This is a genomic window from Streptomyces sp. BRA346, from assembly GCF_052851135.1.
Genome location: NZ_JAIWIH010000044.1, coordinates 1 through 24,062, shown reverse-complemented (window position 1 = coordinate 24,062; position 24,062 = coordinate 1). Strand labels below are relative to the sequence as shown.

Genomic DNA, 24,062 nt, shown 5'->3' with positions numbered 1-24,062 from the left:
CTACTTCACGTGTCCACGTACGGGGAGGGCGTCCTCAGGAGAAACCCCCTGGAAACGTTCCGACGTGCGCACTGGGGCCGTTGACTGAGTACCAGCCGTCCACGAGCCCAAGCGTGTATGGGCGGAGATCGTGCTTCCCACATCGGCGCCTGCTGTCCGCGCTGCCCTCCCCATGACCGCCGCCCCACGGACTCCCACTACTCCCACGGTCGTGGGGCGGCCACGACCTCTCGCCGGAGCCCTGGCGGGAGAAACCCAAGAGGAAGGAGTACGAGGTGGCAGAGCACGCGACACCGCCTCCGGTCCGGAGCGGCCTCCTGGTGGCGGTCGAAGAGCTGACCGCCGTCCACGATCGGTACGACAGCCTCCGGTCCGACAACGCCGGAAGCTCCGGCGACTCGCCGTGGCCGGGCGGCGACGGCAACCTGCACGACAGCGAGTAGGCACCAAGCGGTGGGGCCGATACGACTGGTCGTGCCGGCCCCGCCGCGTCCGCATCACGTGGTCGAACCCATGGAGGACGCAGCGATGGAACATCGATTGATCAGCGCGATCGAGACAGCACTCGGATGGAGCGGTGCGGAAGAGCTGGGCAAGGGCTTCGCACGGGGAAGCATGGACGACCTCGCCCTCGTCTCCCGCCTCCTGAGCCCGAACCGTCTGCTCGACATAGCGATGCGCAGGAGCCTCAACCGCCCGCAGTTCCGATGCTTCCAGAAGGGCGAGGAGGTGCACCCGGCCGTCTACTACACCGACAGCGTCAGCCCTCGGGGCCAGAGCATCCCCATGGTCAACATGCGCAGCCTCGGGAGGCTCTTGCAGGAAGGTGCGACGCTCATCCTCGACCAGGCCAACGTCTTCGATCCGACGATGGAGGCCGCGTGCCGGGCGTTGCAGTGGTGGTCCCACGAGCGCGTACAGGTCAACGCGTATCTGACCACGAACGACGCCGCAGGCTTCCCCTTGCACTGGGACGACCACGATGTCGTGATCGTGCAGCTTGCGGGTGAGAAGGAGTGGGAGGTGCGCTCGACTTCGCGGGCGGTCCCCATGTACCGGGACGCCGACCCCAACGACACCCCGAGCGGCGAGATCCTCTGGTCCGGGCCCCTGAAGGCCGGTGACGTCATGCACATTCCCCGAGGGCACTGGCATCAGGCGACCCGGACCGGCAGCGGCTCGGGAAAGAGCCTTCACGTCACGTTCGGCATCACCAAACGCACCGGAGCGAGCTGGCTCGCCTGGCTGGCCGACTGGGGCCGCGAACGCGAGATCTTCCGGCACGACTTGGACCGTCGGCACGGCCCCGACAACGAAGCCCTGATCGAGGCCGCCACGGCGCTGGTCGGCGAGCGTTCCCCGACCGACTTCCTGACCGCGTACGAGCAGGAGACGACGCTGCCACGTCACGTGCCGTACCTCGACATTCTCGGGCCGCTCGACGCCGTGGTGTGCACCACCCACTTCCCTCCCCGCGTTGTGGAGAAGGGGGAGACCGTCGAGGTCGTGGCTGCGGGGAAGAAGCTCACCCTCACGGCCAAGGCCCTGCCCGCGCTGCGGCTGCTGCTGAGCGGCAGGCCGGTCCCGCTGGAGCGGGCCGCGGCCGTCGTCGGCGCGGACGTGACGGAGCTCGCCGAAATCCTGGTTGAGGAGGAGCTGTGCGCGGTGCTGACGCCCGAGTTGTCCTCGGGCTACACCGGTCTCGTCACGAACGCCGTCTCCTGACTGGAGCGCTTGATCTTGGTGTCACCGCACTCGACACCAGCACCAACTACCTCGGCTTCCACTCGCATCGGATTCTGGCGCGGACAGCCGGTGACCTGCTGCCGATGTTCACGGTGTCCACGAAGATCGGGTACTTCCCGGGGAGGAACGGCGGGGAGCACTCCCTGAACCCCGTACGGCTGCGTACGGCTGTGGAACAGGCGGCCGACGACCTCGGGCGGGAGCCTGACCTGGTGTTCCTGCACAACCCGGAACACTCGCTCCGCGGGGCCGCCCCTCATGACCGGGACGTGCTGGCGCGGGCGTGCGCCGCCCTCGACGACGCTGCGGCGAAAGGGGTGTGTGCCGCCTGGGGCATTGCCTCCTGGGATCCATCACCGCTGCTGGACCTGATCGACCCGACCTCACCGAGACCGTCGGTCCTCATGGTCCGCGCTGGCCTGCTGGTCGGAGTCAGAACACTCGATGCCTCTGACGCTCTCATCAAGGCATGGAACCTGCGCGACGGTGCGGTGTGGGGGATGAGCCCCTTCGGAGGGAGCGCGAGCGCGCCGGTATGGGCCAGGATCGACCCGCGCGTGTTCCTACGGGACAGCGGTCGTCTCTCCCGCGTGCAGGCAGCCTTCCGGGCCGCCTATCACCTCCCGCGAGTCGACGCCGTTGCCGTGGGCACTGATGAACCGGCCCATCTGGGCGAGCTCGTCGGTGCCCTGACCGGGGAGGTCGAGGAGCGGACCATCCAGGAGTACCGAAGTCTCCTTCGCACACGTTTGCGCGATCAGCCTGCCTGAAGCTCCTCGATGACCTGCTCGGCCATGCGCCGCGCGGGTTCCAGCCGAGGGTCCTCCGGATGCGCGTACGGCCCGAGGATCTTCGAGCAGACGAACAACGTCATCAGCTTGCCGTCCCGGCTCTCGAAGTCGCGCTGACGCTCGTGCCGTACGCGATCGGCCAGAGCGGGGGTGGCAAGCGAGCTCGCCCACAGTGAGGCGGAGTCCAGCCCCTGCGGTGCGTTGCCCCAGTCCTCCCAGTCGAAGAGGCTGAAGACCGGAGCCGTCACGTTGGCCCAGTTCAGGTCCGCGTGGGCCGGTACCCATCGCTGGACGGTCGTATCGAAGTCGTCGGCGAAGACAGCTCGGATGGATTCGGTGACCAATTCCTGGGTGACGGTGTCGGTGTCCGGCGTGGCCACTCGCCTCGTCTTGTGAGCCGCCAGTGCGTCCAGCGAGGTGTTCAATGCCTCCCACCACTCATCTGGCAGTTCCGGGACTTCACTCAAGACGGCGCTTCCGACGGGAGCATCCGGCAGGAGGTCGGTTTCGTCGGCCCGCCACATCACCGGCCCGTCCGCTTCCCGCCAGACCAGGCATCCCTGCCAGGTCGGCTGAGAGACGCCTTCCAAACGGGCGGCACACTCGGTGCCGTTCCAGCCTTGGTCGGTGATCTTGTCCAGGAGACGCCGCTCGACCCGGACCCAGGTGTCGCGATCCGTCCGGGCTCCCACAGATCGACGTTTGCGCACCACCGTGTCCCTGAGCAAGCGCACCTGGAGAGACCGCCCGACGCGGTCAAGAACCTCGTCAACCGGCTGCACTCGTAGATCAACAGCCTGACTCGTGGAGACCGAGAGCGTCATACACGCGACCGTAGCAGCGAGGCTGAGGGGGCAGCCCGATACGGGAGACCGGGGCAGTCGCCAGGGAAGATGGGGAAAGCTACCGGTCGGATCGCGGTCCTGCGGGGCCGTACGGGACCGGGGCGGGATGCAAGGCCGACGGTGGCTGGGGTGCGTACGTCGGGTGCGGGGTTCGTTGGGCTTGGGGTGGCTGGGGGCCCGGCGGGCCGTACCCGGGGCCCGGCGTGCCGTATCCCGGGCCGTGGCCGTATCCCGGGGCGGGGGCCCGGTAGCCGTATCCGTAGCCCCCGTACGGCGGGGTCGGCCAGTACGGCGGGGGGAGCGGGCCCTGGGGTGGGCCCGGGTAGGGGAGGGGGAGGGAGAGGGCCGCGTGGGCCAGGGCCGGCTGGGCGGTCTCGCGGCGTTCCCACAGGCGGTCGAGGAGTTCCCGCTCGCGGGTGGTGAAGTCCGGACCCGCCGTGCCCCGGTGCGCGCGGCGGCGGAGGAAGGCGAGGGAGGTCGCGGAGGCGATGTACTCGCCGACCGTGCGGGCCGCCGCCGAGCCCTGGCTGCGGCGGGCGAGGTCGCGGGCGATGCCGCGGGCGCGCATCGAGGACAGCGCGATCGGTTCGGGCGGGGTGAGCCACCCGGCTGCCTGGTAGGTGGTGAGCTGCTCGCGCACGGTGCGCAGCTCGTTGGTGCGGGACCAGATGGTGAGCCAGGTCAGCAGCCCGAAGACGGGGACCATGAACGCGGCGTAGACGATGATGAAGCCGTAGCCGCCGAGGGTGGACGAGCCGTTCCAGAGGCCGTGGAGGACCATTGCGGCGAGCAGCGCCGCGATCGGCAGCAGGACGCGGCGGACGCGCTGGTGCCGGGCGGCCGCGGCGGCCAGGCCGAAGCCGACGCCGGTCATGGCGGTGAACAGGGGGTGCGCGAAGGGGGACATCACCGCGCGGATGAAGAACGTCGCGGCGGTGGTGGACCGGATGCCCGAGTAGCCGAACTCCTGGTCGCTGACGAATGCCGAGCCGAGATAGAGGATGTTCTCGGTGAAGGCGAAACCGGTGGCCGTGATTCCGGCGACGACGACGCCGTCCACGATGCCGTTGAAGTCGCGTCGTCGGAACACGAAGAGGAGGAGGACCGCGGCCGCCTTGGCGCTCTCCTCCACGAACGGCGCGATGAGGGTGGCCCCCCAGGTGTCGGCGTCGGCGCGGCCGCCCGGGGACGAGGAGTCCGCGATGGTCGTCATGAGCCATTCGGTCGCGAAGCCGTTCGCGATGAGCGCGACGAGCGTCGCGGCACATGCGCCCCAGGCGAAGGCGAAGATCAGGTTCCGCCAGGGTTTCGGGTCGACGCGGTCCAGCCAGCGGAAGACCGAGATGATCAGCGGTACGGGCAGTACGGCGAGGCCGAGGCCCACCAGGAAGCCCTTGGTGCCGGTTTGCTCGCGTACGAGCGCCAGGATGACCAGGCCGGAGAGCGACAGCAGTCCGATGAGCGCGGTGGCGCGCAGGGCCTTGTTGTCCCACAGGCGGCTGAGACGGCTCGTTCTGCCCCATGGCCCCGGGTGCCCCGGGTGCGGTGGCCAGCCTCCCGGAACAGTCGCGCCGTCGAACCACGGCTGCTGGTCGTACGGCGTGACCGGCGGATCCGGCGGCTGGTGGGGGGACGGGGACTGATGCACTCAACCGACCCTAACGAACGGGGGAGTGGCCGACCGCGTGATTATCCCCATGTGCGTAGGGGTGTTATGCCTCGTTGCGGCGGAAGATCAGGTCGTGGACGATATGCCCCTTGTCCAGCCCCTGGGACTCGAACTTGGTGAGCGGACGGAAGTCCGGGCGCGGGGCGTAGCCGCCGTCGGGCTCGGTGTTGTCGAACGACGGGCTGGCGGTCAGGACCTCCAGCATCTGCTCCGCGTACGGCTCCCAGTCGGTCGCGCAGTGCAGCAGCGCGCCGGGGCGCAGCCGGGTGGCGGCCAGCTCGACGAACTCGGGCTGGAGCAGTCGGCGCTTGTGGTGCCGCTTCTTGGGCCAAGGATCCGGGAAGTAGACGCGCAGCCCGGCGAGGGCGGCGGGCGCCAGCATCTCGCGCAGCAGGATGATCGCGTCGCCGTTGGCCACGCGGACGTTGGACAGTCCGTCGCGCTCCGCGAGGGCGAGCAGATTGCCCTGGCCGGGGGTGTGGACGTCGACGGCGAGGATGCCGGTGCCGGGGTCGGCGGCGGCCATCTGCGCGGTGGCCTCGCCCATGCCGAAGCCGATCTCCAGGACGACGGGGAGGTCCGGGTCGCCGAAGAGCTCGCCGAGGTCGATGCGGTGCAGCCCGTCGATGTCCAGCCCCCACTGCGGCCACAGGCGGCGCAGTGCCTCGCCCTGGCCGACGGTCACCCGGCCGCGGCGGGGGCGGAAGGAACGGATGCGGCGCTCATGGTGCGACCCGGCCGGATCGGCGGCGGGCCCGCCGGGGAACCGCGGCTCACCGCGGTCGCGGGCGGGTGCGGCGTCGGGGCCGGGCACGGTGCGGTCGCGCTCCGCATGGGAATCGGGGGCGGTGGAGTTCTCGGACACAGTGCTTCCGATTCTACGGGCGGGGGTGGGCCCACTGGCGGGCCCGCCTGGGGTGCCCCGGTGTGGGCGGGCCCCGGGCGTACGGGGGCGGCGTGACGCCCCAAGTGGTGGGCCGCCCGTGGTGTACGGGCTGAGGGCGAGGTGCTGGCGGCTGAGCCGGGGTCTTTCCCCCACCCCGCCCCTTCCCGAAACCGGGGGCTGCGCCCCCGGGCCCCCTTTGGGGGCTGCGCCCCCGGGCCTCGGCTGGGGCTGCGCACCCTGGACTCGGCTGGCGCTGTGCCCCCGGGCACGCCCCGGCTGGGGCTGCGCCCCAGACCCCGGCTGTACCCCCGGGCACGCCCCGGCTGGGTGCGCCCCAGACCCCCGGCTGTGCCCCCGGGCACGCCCCGGCTGGGTGCGCCCCAGACCCCCTTCGGGGGCTCTGTCCCCGCACCCCCGGTCGGCGCCGCGGTGTGGAGCCGCGGTCCGGTATCGCGGTCGGCCCCGCGGCGGTCGCGGGCCGCCGGTCGTGGCCGGTCTGCCCCCGGGAGGCCAGGGGCCGGGGCTGTCGGCGCCGACGCCTGGCGCGCCCGCATACCGACGCCCGCCGCGGTGCCGTCATCGCCGTACCAGTTGCTGACGCGGACGGGCAGCAGCAGCGGCTTGCCGACCCCTACCGGCCGACGGCCGTCGTGAGGCCGCTCACAGCGTCTCCAGGACTCGCCGGGCCACCTCGCGGCCGATGGGGAGGGAGGCCGTGGCGGCGGGGGAGGGGGCGTTGAGGACGTGGACGACGCGGGGCGACTGCGAGATCAGGAAGTCGTCCACGAGCGTGCCGTCCGGCAGCACCGCCTGGGCGCGCACCCCGGCCGGGGCGGCTATCAGGTCGTCGGGCGTCACGTCCGGCAGCAGTCGGCGGACGGCGTCGGTGAAGGCGCGCTTGGACAGGGAGCGGCGCAGCTCGCCCGCCCCGTACCGCCAGTGGCGGCGGGCTATCCGCCAGGAGCCCGGGTACGCCAGCGTCCCGGCCAGCTCGCGGGGGCGGACGGTGTGCCAGGCGTATCCCTCGCGGGCGAGGGCGGGCACCGCGTTGGGCCCGATGTGGACGCCGCCGTCGATGCCGCGGGTCAGGTGGACGCCGAGGAACGGGAACGCGGGGTCGGGCACCGGGTAGACCAGGCCGTTGACCAGCGACGTACGCGACGGCGCCAGCTCGAAGTACTCACCGCGGAAGGGCACGATCCGCATGCCCGGGTCGTCGCCCGCCAGCCGCGCCACGCTGTCGCACTCGAGCCCCGCGCAGTTGACCAGGGCCCGCGCCCGCAGCACCGTGCCGTCCGCCGTGCGGACCGCGACCGCGGTGGGGCGCCGGCCGATGCGGGTCACTCCCGCCCCGTACCGCACGGACGCTCCCGCGTCCCGCGCCAGCCGGGCCAGCTGCGCGGCCACCGCCCCGAAGTCGCACACGCCCGTCGTGCCGACGTGGATCGCGGCGAGCCCGCGCACCCACGGCTCGTACTCCGCTATCTGGGCGGGGCCCAGCTCGCGCACCGGGATCCCGTTCTCCCGGCCGCGCTGGACCAGGGCGTGCAGCCGCGGCAGCTCGGAGCGCTCGGTGGCGACGATGAGCTTGCCCGTGACCTCATGGGGGATGTCGTACTCCGCGCAGAACTTCACCATCTCCGCCGCGCCGCGCACCGCGAACCGAGCCTTCAGCGAGCCCGGTCGGTAGTAGATCCCGCTGTGGATCACTCCGCTGTTCCGCCCGGTCTGGTGGCGGGCCGGGCCCGCCTCCTTCTCCAGCACGGTCACGCGGGTGCCGGGCGCGGCGCGCGTGATCGCATACGCCGTCGACATGCCGACGATCCCGCCCCCGATCACCAGCACGTCGCAGTCCACCGCCGCCACGCCATGCACCTCCCCACGCGCCACCACAACCGTCCGGTCGCCCCACCGTCGATCCCTATCATGACCTGCGCCACTGACAGCGGCCCGAAACCCATGCGGCGCCTGGGATCCGGACGGGTGCGTGAAGATCACGCGGGCTTTGCCCGAAGCTCACGCCAGGGTCACCGACACCAGGCCGTCACCGATACCGAGAGCCGTCACGGATAACGGGCCGTCACCGATACCGAGCCGTCACCGATGCCGGGCCCGACACCCGATGCCGGGCCCGACACCCGATGCCGGGCCCGACACCCGGTACCGGGCCCGACGCCCGGCCGTCACCACGGTGAGCCCCTCACGCCGGCGCCACCAGCAGCGGCCGGGCCCGCTCCCGCAGCTCGGCCACCCGCGGTTCGTCCCGGTACGCCTCCAGCCGGTGCATCAGATCGCGTACGTACTCCGTGGTACGTGCGGAAGAGATGCGGTTGGCGACCTCCACGGCCCGGGCGCCCGCCGCGCACGCCGCGTCCAGGTTGCCGGACTCCAGTTCGGCCACGGCGGAGACGACGAGCCGCAGCCCGTGGGACCGTACGAACTCCTCCGTCGGCCGGGCCAGCGCCTGCTCGGTGAAGCGCCGCACCTGGCGCGGCAGCCGCAGGTCGCGGTAGCACTCGGCGGCGTCGGCGGCGAACCGCTCGTGGCTGTAGAAGTCGAGCCAGGACGGGTCGGGGTCGCCCGCCCGGGACCGCTCCAGCCAGCCCTCGGCGGACTTCAGCGCCGCCCCGCAGGCCGGGCCGTCCCCGGACTTGGCCTGGGCGCGCGCCTCGACCAGCCGGAAGAAGCTCATGGTGCGGGCGGTGGCCAGGCCGCGGTTGCGCTCCAGGGCGGCCTGGGCGAGGTCCACGCCCTCGTCGGCGAAGCCGCGGTAGGTGGCCTGGAGGCTCATCGACGCCAGTACGTAGCCGCCGAGCGGGACGTCGGCGGCGGCGCGGGCGAGGCGCAGCGCCTGGATGTAGTAGCGCTGTGCGGCCTCCTGCTGGCCGGTGTCGAAGGCCATCCAGCCCGCGAGCCGGGTCAGTTCGGCGGTGGCGCCGAAGAGGGAGCGGCCGACCTCGTCGCTGTACGAGCCGAGCAGTAGCGGTGCCGCGTCGACCCGGAGGCATTCGGGGACCATGGAGGAACGCCAGTCGCCGCCGCCGTACTTGGAGTCCCAGCGGCGCGCGTCCTCGGCGGCCTCGCGCAGCTTGGTGACGTCGCTGTGGCCGACGCGCTGCGGTAAGGCGTCGGCACCGCTGCCGCCCGTACCGCTCGCGCCCGCACCGGCGGCCGCGTCCTCGGCGTCCTCGGGCCCGCGCGCGACCGAGGTGTCGGCCGGGGATATGAGCCAGCGGGAGGCGGGCGTGGCGTACGCGCTGACCGCGAAGGACCCGGCGAGGCTCTGCCAAATACCCACCCCGCCACGCCGACCCGCGAGATCAAGCCGGTACAGCTCGGTCGCGGAGCGGACGGCCTGGCCGATGTCGCGCGGGAACGCGAGTCCGACCTCGGGGGCCGGATCGGCGTCGGCGAGGCCGATCTCATGGAGTGGGACGGGGCGGCCGAGTTTGCTCCCGATAGCGGCAGCAATCAGATGGGGCGCGGCGCCTTGGGGCACCATGCCCTTGGACACCCAACGCGCTACGGACGTCTTGTCGTAGCGAAGGGTCAGGCCACGCTGGGCGCCGAGGTCGTTGACTCTGCGCGCGAGCCCGGCATTGCTGATCCCAGCGAGGGCGAGAACGGTGCCGAGCTTCTCGTTCGGCCCGCGTGGCTCCCTGGACATGCGCACCCCTCGACAGCACCGACGGCCGCCCCGGCATAGGCGCGGGGCATTCGTAAACCCAGCGTAGTTCGCCGCATCCCGACCGTTAAGAGGTGGTGTCCCGGATGGCGAGATTCTTGTACGAACGGGCGTGCGGGGCGTGACGCGTGCTCCCGGTGTGTGTGGCTGTGCGCCCGTGTGTGCGCTCTGTCTCAGTCCCGGCGATAACGTTTCGATGGGACCTGCGTGGGTCGGCCCGCTGTACTGGATCCAGTGGGCTGGGGGACGCCGCCGCCTCATTCCCCGCGGGTGGCGGAACGGTCCGGGAGGCGGAAGCCGCCTCCCGGACTGTCGTGTTGGGAAGCCATGGAGGCGATCGGCGGCGATCGGCGGCGAACGGCGCGTGGCGGTCCGGGGGATGGCGGGGCATCCGCAAGACCGCCGAGCGCGCCACGGCGAACTTGGCCGGATTTCGCCTGTCAGGGCCGGGCTCCCGCGGCGGGCCGGGGAGGGGGAGGCCCGGCGCGGGAAGCCCCTTTTCCCGTAGCCGCGTTGACGTCTCCTCGTATACGGGGCGATGGCTGCTCGTCCGCGCGGCCATGCCTTCTCGTCGTACGCATCGGCGTCTTCTCGTATACGCATCGGCATCGTCCCGTATGCGCATCGGCATCGTCCCGTATGCGCATCGGCGTCGTCCCGTATGCGCGTCGGCCTCTTCCCGCACACGCGTCGGCGTCCTTGCGCTGTTGTGCGCCCCAGTCGTGGCAGCATGGGCCACGACGGAACGGTGCGTCGTGACGGGTGACGGTTCCCTCCCGGGCTTCCTGCGAACGCCTGCCCGCGGGGGCCGCACGGTGTGATCAACTCCTGGGATTCCCGCGGTCATCTGCGGTCAAGGGACATCCAAGAGATCCACGTAGTTGTCCGGTTCGATGTCGAAACCGTCAACAAGCTGTGCATGATGGCACCTACTTCTTGGATGCCCTGGATGCCCACAGCCTGTGGAGGCGGCGATGCGGTGGTTGGTGGGGTGGAGCAGTACCGCATCCGGCCCGGTCCCCCCGGAAGGCCGTGCGATCCAGCCGGTCGGTGCCCAACTCCTGTGGTCCGACCCCGATCCGCTGTGGGCGGTCGGCGACTGGCGGCCCGACGAGGTGCGCGTCGTCCAGGCCGACCCCTTCACCCGGCTCGCCGTCTTCGGCTGCTGCGGCGCCACCGACGAGGAGCTGCGGGTCGGACTGTTCGCCGCGCGCGGCGGCGCCCTGCGCCACCTCACCGCCTGGCCCGGCAGCTACACCGCCGTCGCGCAGGTCGGCCGCCGCATCACCATCGCCGGTGACCTGGCCGGTGCCCGGCCCGTCTTCCACACCGACTGGGACGGCGGTACCGCGTACGCCACCGCCGCGCTCCCGCTCGCCGACCTCATCGAGGCGCAGCTCGACGTCAGCCACCTCGGGGCGCTGCTCGCCTGCCCCGACTCCCCGGAGGCCGTCGGCGACGGCACGCCCTACATGGGCGTCAAACGGGTGCCGCCCGGACACGCCCTCGTCCTGCGCGACGGCGCCCGCGACATCACCGGCTACGAGCCCACCGCCTCGCTCGCCGTCGCCGCGCCCCCGCTGGAGCAGGACACCGCCGTGGAGGGCGTACGGGACGCCCTGCTGGAAGCCGTACGCGCCCGCCTCACCGCACCCCGCCACGCCCCCGCCACCGACGGACTCGACCCAGGACCCGTCCCCGGCATGGGCCCCGCCGAACGCCGCGCCGCGCGCGGCGCACCGGCCCCCGGCATCGGCGCCGACCTGTCCGGAGGCAGCGCCTCCGCCACGCTCGCGCTGCTCGCCGCCGGTCTCCCCGGCATGCCCGGCACCCTCGTCGGCCACGGCACCGAAGCCGGTGAACGCCTGCTCGCCGTCACCTTCAACGACCTCGCCACCACCGGCGGCGCCCGCAGCCGCGAAGCCGAACTGGAACGCGCTGGCGCCATCGCCGCCAACCCCCGGCTGCACCACGTGGTCGTCGCCGGGGGCGAGGAGGCCCTCCCGTACGCCGCCCTCGACATCGGCGCACTCACCGACGAACCCGGCCCCTCCCTCGTCATCGCCGAACGCCACCGGCGCCGCCTCGCCGCGGGCAGCGCCGACCACTTCGTCGGCCACGGGGCCCGCCAGGTGCTCGACGCCCACCCGGCCCGCCTCGCCGACCTGCTGCTCGACCGCCGCAGACGCCATCTGCTGCGCCCCGCCACCGCCCTCGCCAAGGCCGACGGGCCCAACGCCCACTCCTTCTTCGTCCCCTTCACCGTCTACCGCGCCGCCCGCCGACTGGCCCGCACCTCCTACCGGGACGGCGTGCAGGAAGCCGCCGCGCGCCTCCTGGAGCGCCGCTTCAGCGACGACGGCGCGGGCGTGGCCGCCGGAGCCGTCTCCGCCTCCCTCGCCTCGCTCGCCTGGTGCCGTCCAGGGCCCGCCGCCCGCTGGCTCACCGGGGAAGCCCTCGCCGAGGTGTCCGTCCGCCTCGAAGAGGCCGCGCTGCGCCCGGTTTTCCTGCGCCGCCCCGGCGAACGCCGCGCCGACGCCGCCCTCGCCCGCTACGCCGCCGACCACCGCGTCTTCGAACAGGCCGCGGAGGTGCGCAGCCAGCGCCTGCACGCACCCTTCCTCGACAACCAGGTCGTACGGGCCTGCCGCGCGCTCCCCGAAGCCCTGCGCGTCCAGCCCGGAGCGCGTGCCTCCGTCCTGCGGACGGTCCTCGCCGGAGCGGGCATCCGCGACCTCCCCACCGGCTGGGGCGCCACCTCCCACGCCGCGCACGCCGCCTCCGTACGGGCGGGCCTGCGCACCTGGCTCGGCGACCTCGTCACCCTCTTCGACGCGCCGCTGCTGGCCGACGCCGGGCTCATCGAGGCCCGCGTCGTCCGCAAGGCGCTGCGCGCGGCGTCCGAAGGCGAACGGCTGCCCCTGGACGGCCTGGCCGAACTGGTCTCCACCGAGGTGTGGCTACGCCGCCTCCTGGCCCGCCGCGGCACCTGCTGGACCGGCACGGCAGCCCCCCGCCAGCGCGCGGTGGCGGGCGGAGTGGTGCCCCGGCCCACGCTGTGACGGCCTGTGGTGTGACGGCCCGTGCTGTGGCGGGCTGCGCTGTGATGGCCCATGGGGCGGGGCCGGGGGCGCGCGCGGCGGCGTGCCGCGCGGTCGTTCGGGTGTGCGACCCGCACGCGGCGGAGTGCCCCCTTCCACGGCGAACCTAGGAGAATGGCCGCCGTGCGGTATCTCATCCTCGGCACCACCGAAGCGCGCGACGAACAGGGGAACCCGCTGTCCCTCGGCGGCCCCCGGATCCGCGCGCTGCTCGCCGTGCTCGCCCTGCGTGCCGCACGTCCCGGACCCATACCCGTCGACGTCCTCATCGACGAGGTGTGGGCCACCGACCCGCCGCACGACGCGCCCGCCGCGCTCCAGGCGCTGGTGGGCCGGTTGCGGCGGGCGATCGGACGGGAGGCCGTGGTCTCCTCGCCCGGCGGCTACCGGCTCGCGACCGCCGCGCCCCGGGACGACGTCGACCTGCTGCACTTCGAGCGGCTGGCCGACGACGGCATGCGCGCCCTCGACGCCGGTGACCCGCACACGGCCGCCGCCACGCTCCGGCGGGCGCTCGCGCTGTGGCGCGGACCGGCGCTCGCCGATCTGCCGGAGCGGGACGTGGCCGCCGCCCGCCCCGAGGCGCTGAGGCTGGCGGCGCTGCACCGCCGGATCGACGCCGACCTCGCCTGCGACCGCCCGGCGGACGTCGTTCCGGAGCTGCGCGAGCTGGTCGCGGACCATCCGCTCGACGAAACGTTCCATGCGCAGCTGATCCGCGCGCTGCGGGCCGCCGGGCACTCGGCCGACGCCCTGGCCGCGTACGAGGAGGTCCGCGAACTCCTCGCCGACCGGCTCGGCACCGACCCGGGGGCGGAGCTGCGGGAACTGCACCGGCAACTGCTGGCGGGCGAGCCGCCGCCAGCGGGCGCCATGCCACCGCCGGGGCCCCCGGCCGTCGGACGCCCCGCGGACGGGCTACGCGGGCGGTGACCAGGACCGCTACGCGGACCGTGACCGCGACCGGTACGGCGCCCCCGACGACGATCGCGACCGCGCCCCGGGCCGGGATCGCGGCCGCCACGGTGGCCGGGACCGCCACCCGGACGGCGACCGGGGCCGGGATCGTGATCGCGACGGTGGCCGGGACCGCCCCGCGGACGGTGACCGGGACCGCGCCGTGGGCGGTGACCGCGACCGCGCCGNGGNCGGTGACCGCGACCGCGCCGCGGACGGTGACCAGGACCGCGCCGTGGGCGGTGGCCGGGACCGCGCCGTGGGCGGTGGCCGGGACCGCTACGCGGGCGGTGACCAGGACCGCTACGGCTACGCGGGCGGTGACCAGGACCGCTACGCGGACCGTGACCGCGACCGGTACGGCGCCCCCGACGACGATCGCGACCGCGCCCCGGGCCGGGATCGCGACCGCCACGGTGGCCGGGACCGCCACCCGGACGGCGACCGGGGCCGGGATCGCGGCCGCCACGGTGGCCGGGACCGCCACCCGGACGGTGGCCGGGGCCGGGACGGTGGCCGGTACCGAGCCACCGACGGCGACCGCGCCCCGGCCTGGGAGCCGCGCCCCGCCCCGCCCCCGGCGGCGCCCGGCAACCTCCGGGCCCGCCTCACCAGCTTCGTCGGCCGCCAGAGCGACATCGGCGCCCTCCGCAGGGACCTTGACCGCGCCCGGCTGGTCACGCTCACCGGACCGGGCGGTTCCGGCAAGACCCGGCTGTCCGAGGAGACCGCCGCGACCGCGACGGCCGCCTACCCGGACGGCGTCTGGGTGGTCGAACTCGCCTCACTGGACGACTCCTCCGCCGTACCCGGGGCCGTCCTGAGTGCCGTCGGCCGCCGCGAGACGACGCTGCTCGCCTCCGGGCTCGAAGGCCGGACCGGCGGGGCGGACCCCGTCGACCCGGCCACGCGCTTGGTCGAGTACTGCGCCGACCGCCGTCTGCTGCTCCTGCTCGACAACTGCGAGCACGTCATCGACACCGTGGCCCGGCTCACCGAGGCGCTGCTGGCGCGCTGCCCGGGTGTGACCGTGCTGGCCACCAGCCGGGAGCCGCTGGGCGTGCCCGGCGAGACCGTACGGCCGGTGGAACCGCTGCCGCCCGCCCCCGCCCACCAGCTGTTCGCCGAGCGCGCCGCGACCGTACGGCCGGGCTTCGACCCGGCCGGGGACCCGGACACGGCGGCGGCGGTCGCGGAGATCTGCCGCCGCCTCGACGGACTGCCGCTGGCGATCGAGCTGGCCGCGGCCCGGCTGCGGCTGCTGACCCCGCGGCAGATCGCCGACCGTCTCGACGACCGGTTCCACCTGCTGACCAACGGCAGCAGGACCGCCCTGCCGCGCCAGCAGACCCTGCGGGCGGTGGTCGACTGGTCCTGGGACCTGCTGGACGAGCGGGAACGCACCGTGCTGCGCCGGGTGTCGGTCTTCGCGGGCGGATGGGGACTGGCCGCGGCGGAAGCGGTCTGCGCGGACGCGCCGGGGCGTGAGGACATACGCGCCGGGGCATGCGCCCCCGCGCACGCTCCCGCACACTCCGGCGCCCCCATCGCGCCCCTGGAGGTGCTCGATCTGCTCGGGGCGCTGGCCGACAAGTCCCTGCTGGCCGTGGACCACCCGCCGGGTGCCCGGACCGCGGTGGAATCGGCCGAGGGGGCGGACGGGTCGGCGGGCGGGACGGCGGGCGAGGCCCGCTACCGCATGCTGGAGACGATCCACGAGTACGTCAGCGAGCGCGCCGCCGAGGACGCCGCCGCCCGGGCCGACCACGCCGCCGCCTCGGCCCGGCACATCGCCCACTTCCGGGACTTCGCGCGCGCCGCCGAGCCGCGGCTGCGCTCCGCCGAACAGCTGCCCTGGCTGCGCCGCGTCGAGACCGACCTGGACAACATCCGGGCAGCCCTGCACCGCTCCCTGACCGCCCGCGACGAGGACACCGCGTTCGCGATCATCCTCGCGATGGGCTGGTTCTGGTGGCTGCGCAACTACCGCGACGAGGGTGCCGCCTGGGCCGACCGGGCCCTGTCCCTCGGCCGTGGCCCGCACGGCGCACAGGACGGCGAAGGGGGCGGCGAAGGGGACGACGGCCCGGCGGTGGACGTCCCGCCGCCCGCCCCGGACGGCATCGACGGCGACGACCCCGCCGTCACCCGCTACTGGCACGCCATGGACGTGCGGCTGCTGCGGTTCTTCATGCTCGCCGACACCGGTCACAGCCCGGACATGAAGGACCCCAGGACGCGGCTGACCGCCCAGCGCATCCGGGACGCCTACGACAGCCATCCGGGCCCGCGCAGCGCCCGCTTCCCCGGTCTGCTGTGGCCGTTCGCCGGGTACATCCTCGACGGTCACACCGCGGTGCTCCCCCTGATGGGCGAGGCGGTGGTCAACTGCCGCGAGTACGGCGACGACTGGTCGCACGGCGTCGCGCTGATGTTCCGTATGCACCTCTCCATCGACACGTCGAGCGGCATGGGGCGCGCCGAAGCGGACTACGCCAAGCTGCGCGAGCTGAGCACCCGCGTCGGCGACCGCTGGATGCTCGCCCAGGTGGAGAGCGCCGGGGGCGAGATGGCCACGCTGCGCGGGCGGCTCACCGAGGCGCGGGCCGCCTTCGAGGAGGCGCAGCGGCTGGCCCGGGAGATCGGCGCGCACACCGAGGTGCCGTTCCTCATCACCCGGCTGGCCGACCTCGCCCTCAACTCCGGTGACATCGAGGGCGCGGTGAAGCTGCTGGAGCAGTCCGAGCAGGAGGCCGAGCGCTGGGGCGTCCTGGACGTCCAAGGCTTCAACGGTTCGTTGCGCGGCCACATCGAGCTGCTGCGCGGCGATCCGGCCGCGGCGCGAGCGTGCTGCGAGGACGCCCGGCGGCGGGCGGCGAAAGCGACCCCGCCCCCGCTGTTCTGGGTCGTGCTCCAGGGGCTGGAGGGCCGGATCAGCGCCGAGGAGGGCGATACGTGGGGCGGCCTGCGCATGCTGCGCGACACCCTGCGCAAGGGCATCGAGGTGGGCTGTACGGAGGCGCTGCTCGCCCAGCAGGCGGAGTCGGCCGCGCACATCCTGGTGCGGCACGGACAGGAACGGCTCGCCGTCCGGCTGCTGGGTGCGGCCGGGGGCTGGCGCGGGCGGTTGCCGCGCACCCCGCTGGCGCTCGCGGAGACCCGGGAGACCGAGGCGCGGGCGGCCGCGGCGCTGGGCCCCGCCGCGGCCGGGAAACTGCGCGACCAGGCCACGGCCCTGACCGCCGAGGAGGCCATAGCCCTGTTCGACGAGGTCCTGGCCCCAGCCGAGGCCGACGCCGAGGCCGCCCGCTGACCCGAGCGCCCAGGCCCCCGACCGCATCCCTGGAGAGTCGGCGTCCGCCGGGCAGTACGCACCCGGCGGACGGATCGATCAGGAACCGATCAGGAGCCGATCAGGAACCGATCAGAAGATCGACCAGAAGGTGGCTCCCCCGGTCACCCCACCGGCCGCGACCGCAGCCCGTCCAGCAGGATGTCCAGCAGCCGGGCCGACGCCGCGGCCTGCTGCGCCGCGTCCGGCAGCGACGGCGCGGCCGTGGCGATCACCAGCAGCACATCGGCGACCGTGACGTCCGGCCGCAGCTCGCCCGCCGCCCGGGCCCGCTCCACCAGTTGCCCGACGACCTGGAGCAGCGCTGCCGCCCCCGCGTCGTCCGGATCGTCCTGCGGAATGCCCGGCTCTTCGACCAGCCGCAGCTCCGGCTGCGCGGCACCGGCCGACGGCAGCGCACCACCGGACGGCAGCACACCGCCCGACGGCACCACACCGGCCGGCTGCGCCGGGCCGGCTAACGCCACCTGCCGCTGCTGCGGAACCCGGATCTCCGGCTCCGCGTCGACCCCGACCCGCAGCACCTGCGGCGGCAGCAGCCGGCCCGCGCCGGACGCCACCGAGGTGCGCAGGAACCGGGCCAGCGCGGACCACGGCTCGTTCTCCTGCCCGAGCGCCGCCCGGGCCTGATCGGTCAGCCTCGCCGTCTCCTCCTCCGCTATGCGGCGGACGAGGACGTCCTTGCTGGGGAACCGCCGGTAGACGGTGCCCACCCCGACCCGCGCCCGCCGCGCGACGTCCTCCATCGGAGCCCCGTACCCCAGCTCACCGAAGACCTCGCGCGCCGCCCGCAGGACGTGTTCCAGATTGCGCTGCGCGTCCACGCGCAGCGGAGTGCTCCGGCCGCCGTTTCCGTCCGAGGACGCGACGGCTGCGGACCATGACGAACCCTGAAGGTGCATAAGTGATCCCCCGGTAATGACGTCTCCCCCCGGAGACTCCCCGCCCTGTCAGTCGGGGCAGTCACAACCCCGACGAAGTACGAACATAGTTGAGCGCAGGTCAAGAATGAAGAGGGTAGGTCGGGACAGACCGTCCCCCAACCGGACCACCAGGCCACCTTACCCCGCATCCCAGGCCGCCACGGCCCCCGTGACCATGGCCTGACCTGCGCTATTCCCCACTCTGCACCATGGCCCGGCCCCGGGGCACCTCCGGACCTCCGGTCACACAATTCGTCGGGGCTGTGGACAAACCGCGGTCGCGCATGCCTCATGGGAGGGTGAAGGAACCAGCGCGCATTCTCGTTGTCGGCGGCGGCTACGTCGGGATGTACACCGCGCTGCGCCTCCAGCGGAAGCTCAAGCGGGAGCTGAGGCACGGCGCCGTACAGGTCATCGTGGTCGACCCCGAGCCGTATATGACCTACCAGCCGTTCCTGCCGGAGGCCGCGGCCGGATCGATCTCGCCCCGCCACGTCGTGGTGCCGCTGCGGCGCGTCCTCGGCGACTGCCAGGTCATCATCGGCGAGGCGACCGCGATCCATCACGGCAAACGCACCGCGACCATCAGAACCCTCGCCACCGAGGAGGAGGGCACCGGCTCGATCGAGGTCCACTACGACGAGCTGGTGCTGGCGCCCGGATCCGTCTCCCGCACCCTCCCGGTCCCCGGCCTCGCCGAGACCGGCATCGGCTTCAAGACCGTCGAAGAGGCCATCGGGCTGCGCAACCACGTCCTCGAACAGCTCGACATCGCGTCCTCCACCCGCGACCCCGACGTCCGCGACTCCGCGCTGACCTTCGTGTTCGTCGGCGGCGGGTACGCGGGCGTCGAGGCCCTCGGCGAACTGGAGGACATGGCCCGGTACGCGGTCCGCTACTACCACAACATCGTGCCCGAGGACCTGAAGTGGATCCTCGTCGAGGCCACCAACCGGATCCTCCCGGAGGTCGGCGAGGAGATGGGCACGTACGCGGTCCGCGAGCTGCGCAGCCGCAACATCGACGTACGGCTGGAAACCCGCCTCGACTCCTGCCAGGACCGGATCGCCGTACTGAGTGACGGCTCACGCTTCCCCACCCGCACCCTCGTGTGGACCGCGGGCGTCAAACCGTCGCCCATCCTCGCGGCCACCGACCTCCCGCTGAACGACCGCGGCCGCCTCACCTGCACCGCCGCGCTCCAGGTGGACGGCGTGGAGCACGCCTGGGCCGCCGGGGACGCCGCGTCCGTGCCGGACCGCACGGCCGCCGAGCCCGGCGCCGTATGCGCCCCCAACGCGCAGCACGCCGTCCGCCAGGCCAAGGTCCTCGCCGAGAACCTGCTCGCCTCGCTCGACGGCCGCTCCCTCACGGACTACGAGCACAAGTACGTCGGCTCCGTGGCCTCCCTCGGCCTCCACCGGGGCGTCGCGCACCTCTACGGCCGCAAGGCGAAGGGCTATCCGGCCTGGTTCATGCACCGCGTCTACCACCTCAGCCGGGTGCCGACCTTCAACCGCAAGGCCCGGGTGCTGGCCGAATGGATCCTGTCCGGGCTGTTCAAACGCGAGATCGTCTCGCTCGGATCGCTGGAGAACCCGCGCGCGGAGTTCAAGCTCGCCGCGGACACCGGACGCCATCCCGAAGCCAGTTGACCCCGCCGGGGCGGAGCCGGGAACTCCCCTCCCACGAACGGCGTCTCACGGATGTCAGTCCGGTCGGCCACACTGGACGTGTGACCATGGGTGGGCTCGTATCTGCAAAGAGTGACAATCGCGAGGATTCGGAAGTTTGCTGCATTCCCCCGGGGGCCGTCCCCCGCACCCGCATCCCTCTCCCCGAACCCGCGCCGGCGCGCTGCTCAGCCACCACCCCACGAGGTAATCCGCAGTGAACTTCACGCGCTGGAGCGCCCGGCTCCCCCGCACGCAGCGACGCACCGCCGCGCGGTCCGACCGTGCCGCGCGGCGTCCGCAGCCCGCCACGGGCGGCGGCTCCGTCCCGGCCGCCCGCGGTGAGCGCACCGACCCCTCCGCCGCGGGCGAGCCGCCGCCGGGAGCGCCCGACGCCGCCCCCGACATCCCGCCGCCCGCCGCCGTCCCGACCCTCGACGGGCTCTCCGTCCACGACGTCCTCGGCCAGGTCCCGGCCCTGGTCGCGGTGGTGTACGGCCCCGAGCACCGCATCGCCTACGTCAACGAGGCGTACGCCGACCTGTTCGGCCACCGCACCCGCGGCGTCCCCGCCGGTCAGGCCCTGCCCGAGCTGCGTGAGCTGGGACTGCTGCCGCTCATGGACCAGGTCCTGCGCAGCGGTACGCCCCGTACGGTCAAGGCGCGCCGGGTCCCCGCGGCACCCGAGCCCGGGCCCGGCCCCGCGCCGGGCACCGACGCCGAGCCCGAGGCGGCCGCCACGGCCACCGGCCGGTCCCGGCACGGGTACTACACCTTCACCTGCTCGCCCATCGAGATGGCCGCCCCGGCCCCCGGTCCGGCCCGTGCGCCCGACCCCGTGCCCGCGCCCGCCCACGACGGGGCCGTCCCCGCGGTCCCCGACACGCCCGCCCCGGTCGCGGCCGCGACGACCACCGTGACCGGCACCGAGGACGCCGCCGAACCGGTGCGCGGCGTCCTCGTCTTCGGCGCCGACGTCACCGACCAGGTCGAGTCCGCCGAGCGGCTGCGCGCCAGCGAGCGGCTGCAGCGCGAGGCCGCCGTCACCCTCCAGCGCAGCCTCCTCCCGCAGGAGCTCGAACAACCCGACGACCTGCGCGTCGCCGCCACCTACCAACCCGGCGGCAAGGACGCGGCGGTCGGCGGCGACTGGTACGACGTCATCACCCTCGGCGGCGGCCGCACCGCCCTCGTCATCGGCGACGTCATGGGGCGCGGCGTCCGCGCCGCCGCCGTCATGGGCCAGCTGCGCACCGCCGTCCGCGCGTACGCCCGACTCGACCTGCCCCCGCACGAGGTGCTCCAGCTCCTCGACGGACTGGCCGCCGAGATCGACGCCAACCAGATCGCCACCTGTGTCTACGCCGTCCACGACCCCAACGAGAGCCGCCTCGTCTACGCCTCCGCGGGCCATCTGCCGATCCTGGTCCGCGACGCGGACGGCACCGTGCGCCGCGCCGCAGAACCCACCGGCCCGCCGCTGGGCACCGGAGGCTGGCTGCACACCTCCGGCTCCGTCCCGCTCGGCCCCGGCGCCAGCGCCGTCCTGTACACCGACGGTCTGGTGGAGCGGCGCGACAAGGACATCTACGACGGCGTCGCCGCCCTCGAACGCGTCTTCGCGGGCGCGACCGGCACGCCCCAGGTGATGTGCGACCGCCTCATCCGGGCGCTCGGCATCACCGCCGCGCACGACGACGACGTCGCGGTGCTGGTCCTCCAGCACCCCGCCCGCACCGGCCCTGACGCCGAGCTGTTCCACAACGCCGCGCTCGAACTCCTCGGCGGCGTGGAAGCGGCCCCGCGCGCCCGGGCCTTCGCCTCCGGCGTCCTCGCCAGCTGGCGCTTCCCCATGGAGCTGCGCGACCTGGGCGTGCTCGCCGCCAGTGAGCTGGTCGCCAACTCCCTCCAGCACGGCACGCCCCCGATGCGGCTCCGGCTGCGCCGCACCGACCGGCGGCTGATCATCGAGGTGACCGACGGCGACGACCATCTGCCGCGCCGCCGCCGGGCCGAACCGGTCGACGAGGCCGGCCGTGGCATCTCGATCGTCGCGACCATCGCCTCCTCCTGGGGCTCACGCCGCACGCCCGGCGGCGGAAAGGCGGTGTGGTGCGAATTCGCCCTCCCCGCCGGAGACCCATAAGACCTCCGGCGGAAAGGGCGACCCGGAGCCCGGAGCCCGGACCCCGGCGGCCGGTCAGGCCGCCGTGGTCACCGCGGCGGACGACTCCGAGCGCGGCGCGGGCACCGAGGGACCGGCGGTCCCGCGCAGCGGATTGTCCTGCCGCGCCGACAGCCGCCCGCCCAACCGCAGCGCGAGCACCGATATGCCCAGCGAGCAGACGATCAGGCCCGCGATGTACGCCCCGTAGAGACCGGCTCCCGCCATCAGCCCGCCGACCGCCGGGCCGACCGCCAGCGCCAACTGCTTCACCAGGGAGAACGCCGCGTTGTACTGCCCCAGCAGGGACGACGGCGCCAGATCCGCCACCAGCGGCGCGACTGTCGGCGACAGCATCGCCTCACCGAGACCGAAGAGCGCGTACGCCGAGACGATCGCGGCCGTCCCCATGACCTCGCTGCCCGGCACCAGACCGGCGGCCCCGGCCACCGCCCACGCGACCGTCCACACCAGCCCGACCAGCGCGATCACCCGGCTGCGCCGCCGCCGCTCGACCAGCTTGAGCACCACGAACTGCGCCAGCACGATCGCCGCCGTATTCGCCGCGAGCGCCACGCCCAGCATCGCGGGCGACACATGCGCGACGTCCACGGCGAACGCCGAAAGACCGGACTCGAACTGCCCGTAGCAGGCGAAGAACAGCACGAAGCCCAGCACACACAGCTGCACCATGGCCCGGTGCCCCAGCAGGGCACGCCAGCCGCCGGACCGGCCTTCGGCCGCCTCCGTCGGCACCGCACCGTCGAGCACCGGCCCCTTCGGCAGCCGTACGGTCGCCACCGCGGCACCCAGCACCAGGAACATCACCGCGTCGATCGCGAACAGCCGCACGAAGCCCGCCGGGGACGAGGTGTCCACCAGCAGCCCACCGAGCAGCCCGCCGACGCCGAGCCCCAGATTGCTGAGGAAGAACTGCATCGCGAAGGCACGGGACCGGGTCGCGGGCGTCGAGCACCACACGATCAGCGTGGCCAGCGCGGGCTGGATCACCGCCATGCCCGCACCGAGCACCCCCGCCGCGGCGAGGACCAGCGGCTCGCTGGCCGCCAGCCCGAGCCCCAGTGAACCCACGGCGGAGGCGACCGCACCCGCGACGGCAACAGACAGCGGCCCACGCCGGTCGATCACCCGACCGGTGAAGGGCAGCACGACAAGCGCGGCCACCGCGAACATCGCGAGCACCAGGCCCGCCGTATGCGCACCGAGATCCCTCACCTGCGCCACATAGACGAACAGGAACGGGACCGTGAAGCCGTTGCCGAACGCGCTCAGCGCGTTGCCCAGTTGGATCCGGCGCAGCGCTGCGCCCATCGCGGTGGTCACACTCACCTACCTAGGTCGAGAAGGTCGTACGGAGTCGAACGAAGCCCGCATACTCGAAGCCTCAAGACTTCGAAGCTAAACTTCGACGCTTAAGAGTACATGGTGAAGGAGTTCAGCGCGAACGACTTCCGTGTCATACTCCGCACATGGCTGACACCCCCGACCCGGACGACCTGCTGACCCTCGAACAGCAGATCGCGGCCTACCAGCGCGAATTCCAGGACCTGGACCCGCAGGTGGAGCAGGTCGTGAACGCCCTGAGCCGACTCACCCGGCGGATGAACGTCGCCTACAGCAGGCAGTCCTCGACCCTCGGCATCAGCAACGTCGAGTTCGAGGTCCTGAAGGCCCTCGTCCTGTCCGGCTCCCCGTACCAACTGGGCCCCGGCGACCTGGCCAAGCGGCTCGGCCTCACCCCGGCCGCCATGACCCACCGCATCGACCGCCTGGTGAACGAAGGGCTCGTCACCCGGGAGCGTGATGAGAACAATCGCGTGCGCGTCATCGTCGAGCTGACGACCGGCGGCCGCGAGAAGTGGCTCGAGGCGATGCGCCGGGCATCCGTCTTCGAGGAAGACCTGCTCCAGGACCTGTCCTCCGAGGAGCGCGGCGCCCTCGGGGAGATGCTTGCCCGCGTCCTGCGCCGGGTGGAGGAGGCCCAACCGGACGCCGACGGACGGCTGAACGACCTCGGTTGAGGCATTCGGCCGACACGGGTTGACACCGATCAGACCGATCCGTAATGTTCCCCGAGCTGCCACAGAGCCGTAACGGTTCATCGGTACGCACTCGAGCCGCACCGGCGGCAAACCACTTCGCACGACCCTCAATCGGGAACGACTTCGGCATGCCGAAATCCGGACCGAAAAGCTCGATTATGAGCATCCGGGGGAATCCGCTAAAGTGGTGGACACGCCGGAAGGCGC

Annotated in this window: 14 protein-coding genes and 1 pseudogene; 8 read left to right on the top strand and 7 right to left on the bottom strand. The window is 73.3% G+C overall.

Annotated elements, in window-relative coordinates; all coding sequences use genetic code 11:
* The first annotated feature begins 275 nt into the window (after positions 1-275).
* The 3 genes from LCH29_RS37290 to LCH29_RS37280 all read left to right on the top strand — a co-directional run bounded on the left by LCH29_RS37290 (position 276) and on the right by LCH29_RS37280 (position 2,516).
* Positions 276-443 carry a hypothetical protein gene (locus LCH29_RS37290; RefSeq protein WP_446466117.1) on the top strand — a complete coding sequence of 56 codons (168 nt, stop codon included), beginning with the start codon at positions 276-278 and terminating at the stop codon, positions 441-443.
* A gap of 85 nt (positions 444-528) precedes the next feature.
* The gene (locus LCH29_RS37285; protein ID WP_446466116.1) at positions 529-1,725 is read left to right on the top strand and encodes a JmjC domain-containing protein; all 1,197 of its coding nucleotides are present in this window, start codon (positions 529-531) and stop codon (positions 1,723-1,725) included.
* Entirely contained in the window at positions 1,659-2,516 is an 858-nt protein-coding gene (locus LCH29_RS37280) for an aldo/keto reductase (protein WP_446466115.1), read from the top strand. Before LCH29_RS37285 ends, LCH29_RS37280 begins: the two co-directional genes overlap by 67 nt.
* Here LCH29_RS37280 and LCH29_RS37275 read toward each other — a convergent pair.
* The 5 genes from LCH29_RS37275 to LCH29_RS37255 all read right to left on the bottom strand — a co-directional run bounded on the left by LCH29_RS37275 (position 2,504) and on the right by LCH29_RS37255 (position 9,604).
* Entirely contained in the window at positions 2,504-3,361 is an 858-nt protein-coding gene (locus LCH29_RS37275; protein ID WP_446466114.1) for a hypothetical protein, read from the bottom strand. The two genes, LCH29_RS37280 and LCH29_RS37275, sit on opposite strands and share 13 nt — an antisense overlap.
* A gap of 79 nt (positions 3,362-3,440) precedes the next feature.
* Entirely contained in the window at positions 3,441-5,030 is a 1,590-nt protein-coding gene (locus LCH29_RS37270) for a PrsW family intramembrane metalloprotease (RefSeq protein WP_446466113.1), read from the bottom strand.
* A 64-nt stretch (positions 5,031-5,094) separates the two neighbouring features.
* Positions 5,095-5,916 carry a tRNA (guanosine(46)-N7)-methyltransferase TrmB gene (gene trmB / locus LCH29_RS37265; RefSeq protein WP_446466112.1) on the bottom strand — a complete coding sequence of 274 codons (822 nt, stop codon included), beginning with the start codon at positions 5,914-5,916 and terminating at the stop codon, positions 5,095-5,097.
* A gap of 681 nt (positions 5,917-6,597) precedes the next feature.
* The gene (lhgO, locus tag LCH29_RS37260) at positions 6,598-7,803 is read right to left on the bottom strand and encodes an L-2-hydroxyglutarate oxidase (RefSeq protein WP_446466111.1); all 1,206 of its coding nucleotides are present in this window, start codon (positions 7,801-7,803) and stop codon (positions 6,598-6,600) included.
* Between the two features lie 334 nt (positions 7,804-8,137).
* Entirely contained in the window at positions 8,138-9,604 is a 1,467-nt protein-coding gene (locus tag LCH29_RS37255) for an MFS transporter (RefSeq protein WP_179935729.1), read from the bottom strand.
* Positions 9,605-10,596: 992 nt separating this feature from the next.
* On the opposite strand from LCH29_RS37255, the gene LCH29_RS37250 reads away from it, so the two are divergent.
* Both LCH29_RS37250 and LCH29_RS37245 read left to right on the top strand, forming a co-directional pair.
* Entirely contained in the window at positions 10,597-12,684 is a 2,088-nt protein-coding gene (locus LCH29_RS37250; protein ID WP_446466110.1) for an asparagine synthase-related protein, read from the top strand.
* Positions 12,685-12,846: 162 nt separating this feature from the next.
* Positions 12,847-16,993 (top strand): annotated as a pseudogene (locus tag LCH29_RS37245) (AfsR/SARP family transcriptional regulator).
* A 143-nt stretch (positions 16,994-17,136) separates the two neighbouring features.
* On the opposite strand, the gene LCH29_RS37240 reads toward LCH29_RS37245, so the two are convergent.
* Entirely contained in the window at positions 17,137-17,934 is a 798-nt protein-coding gene (locus LCH29_RS37240) for a TetR/AcrR family transcriptional regulator (RefSeq protein WP_446466109.1), read from the bottom strand.
* 305 nt (positions 17,935-18,239) lie between these two features.
* Here LCH29_RS37240 and LCH29_RS37235 point away from each other — a divergent pair, with 305 nt between their 5' ends.
* The gene (locus LCH29_RS37235; RefSeq protein WP_446466108.1) at positions 18,240-19,610 is read left to right on the top strand and encodes an NAD(P)/FAD-dependent oxidoreductase; all 1,371 of its coding nucleotides are present in this window, start codon (positions 18,240-18,242) and stop codon (positions 19,608-19,610) included.
* 235 nt (positions 19,611-19,845) lie between these two features.
* Entirely contained in the window at positions 19,846-21,774 is a 1,929-nt protein-coding gene (locus LCH29_RS37230) for an ATP-binding SpoIIE family protein phosphatase (RefSeq protein WP_446466107.1), read from the top strand.
* A 54-nt stretch (positions 21,775-21,828) separates the two neighbouring features.
* On the opposite strand, the gene LCH29_RS37225 is transcribed toward LCH29_RS37230, so the two are convergent.
* Positions 21,829-23,136 (bottom strand): MFS transporter, encoded by a 1,308-nt coding sequence (locus tag LCH29_RS37225; protein WP_446466151.1) that lies wholly within the window; start codon positions 23,134-23,136, stop codon positions 21,829-21,831.
* Positions 23,137-23,282: 146 nt separating this feature from the next.
* Between LCH29_RS37225 and LCH29_RS37220 the strand changes: the two genes are divergently transcribed.
* Positions 23,283-23,834 carry a MarR family winged helix-turn-helix transcriptional regulator gene (locus LCH29_RS37220; RefSeq protein WP_446466106.1) on the top strand — a complete coding sequence of 184 codons (552 nt, stop codon included), beginning with the start codon at positions 23,283-23,285 and terminating at the stop codon, positions 23,832-23,834.
* Positions 23,835-24,062: the final 228 nt, after the last annotated feature.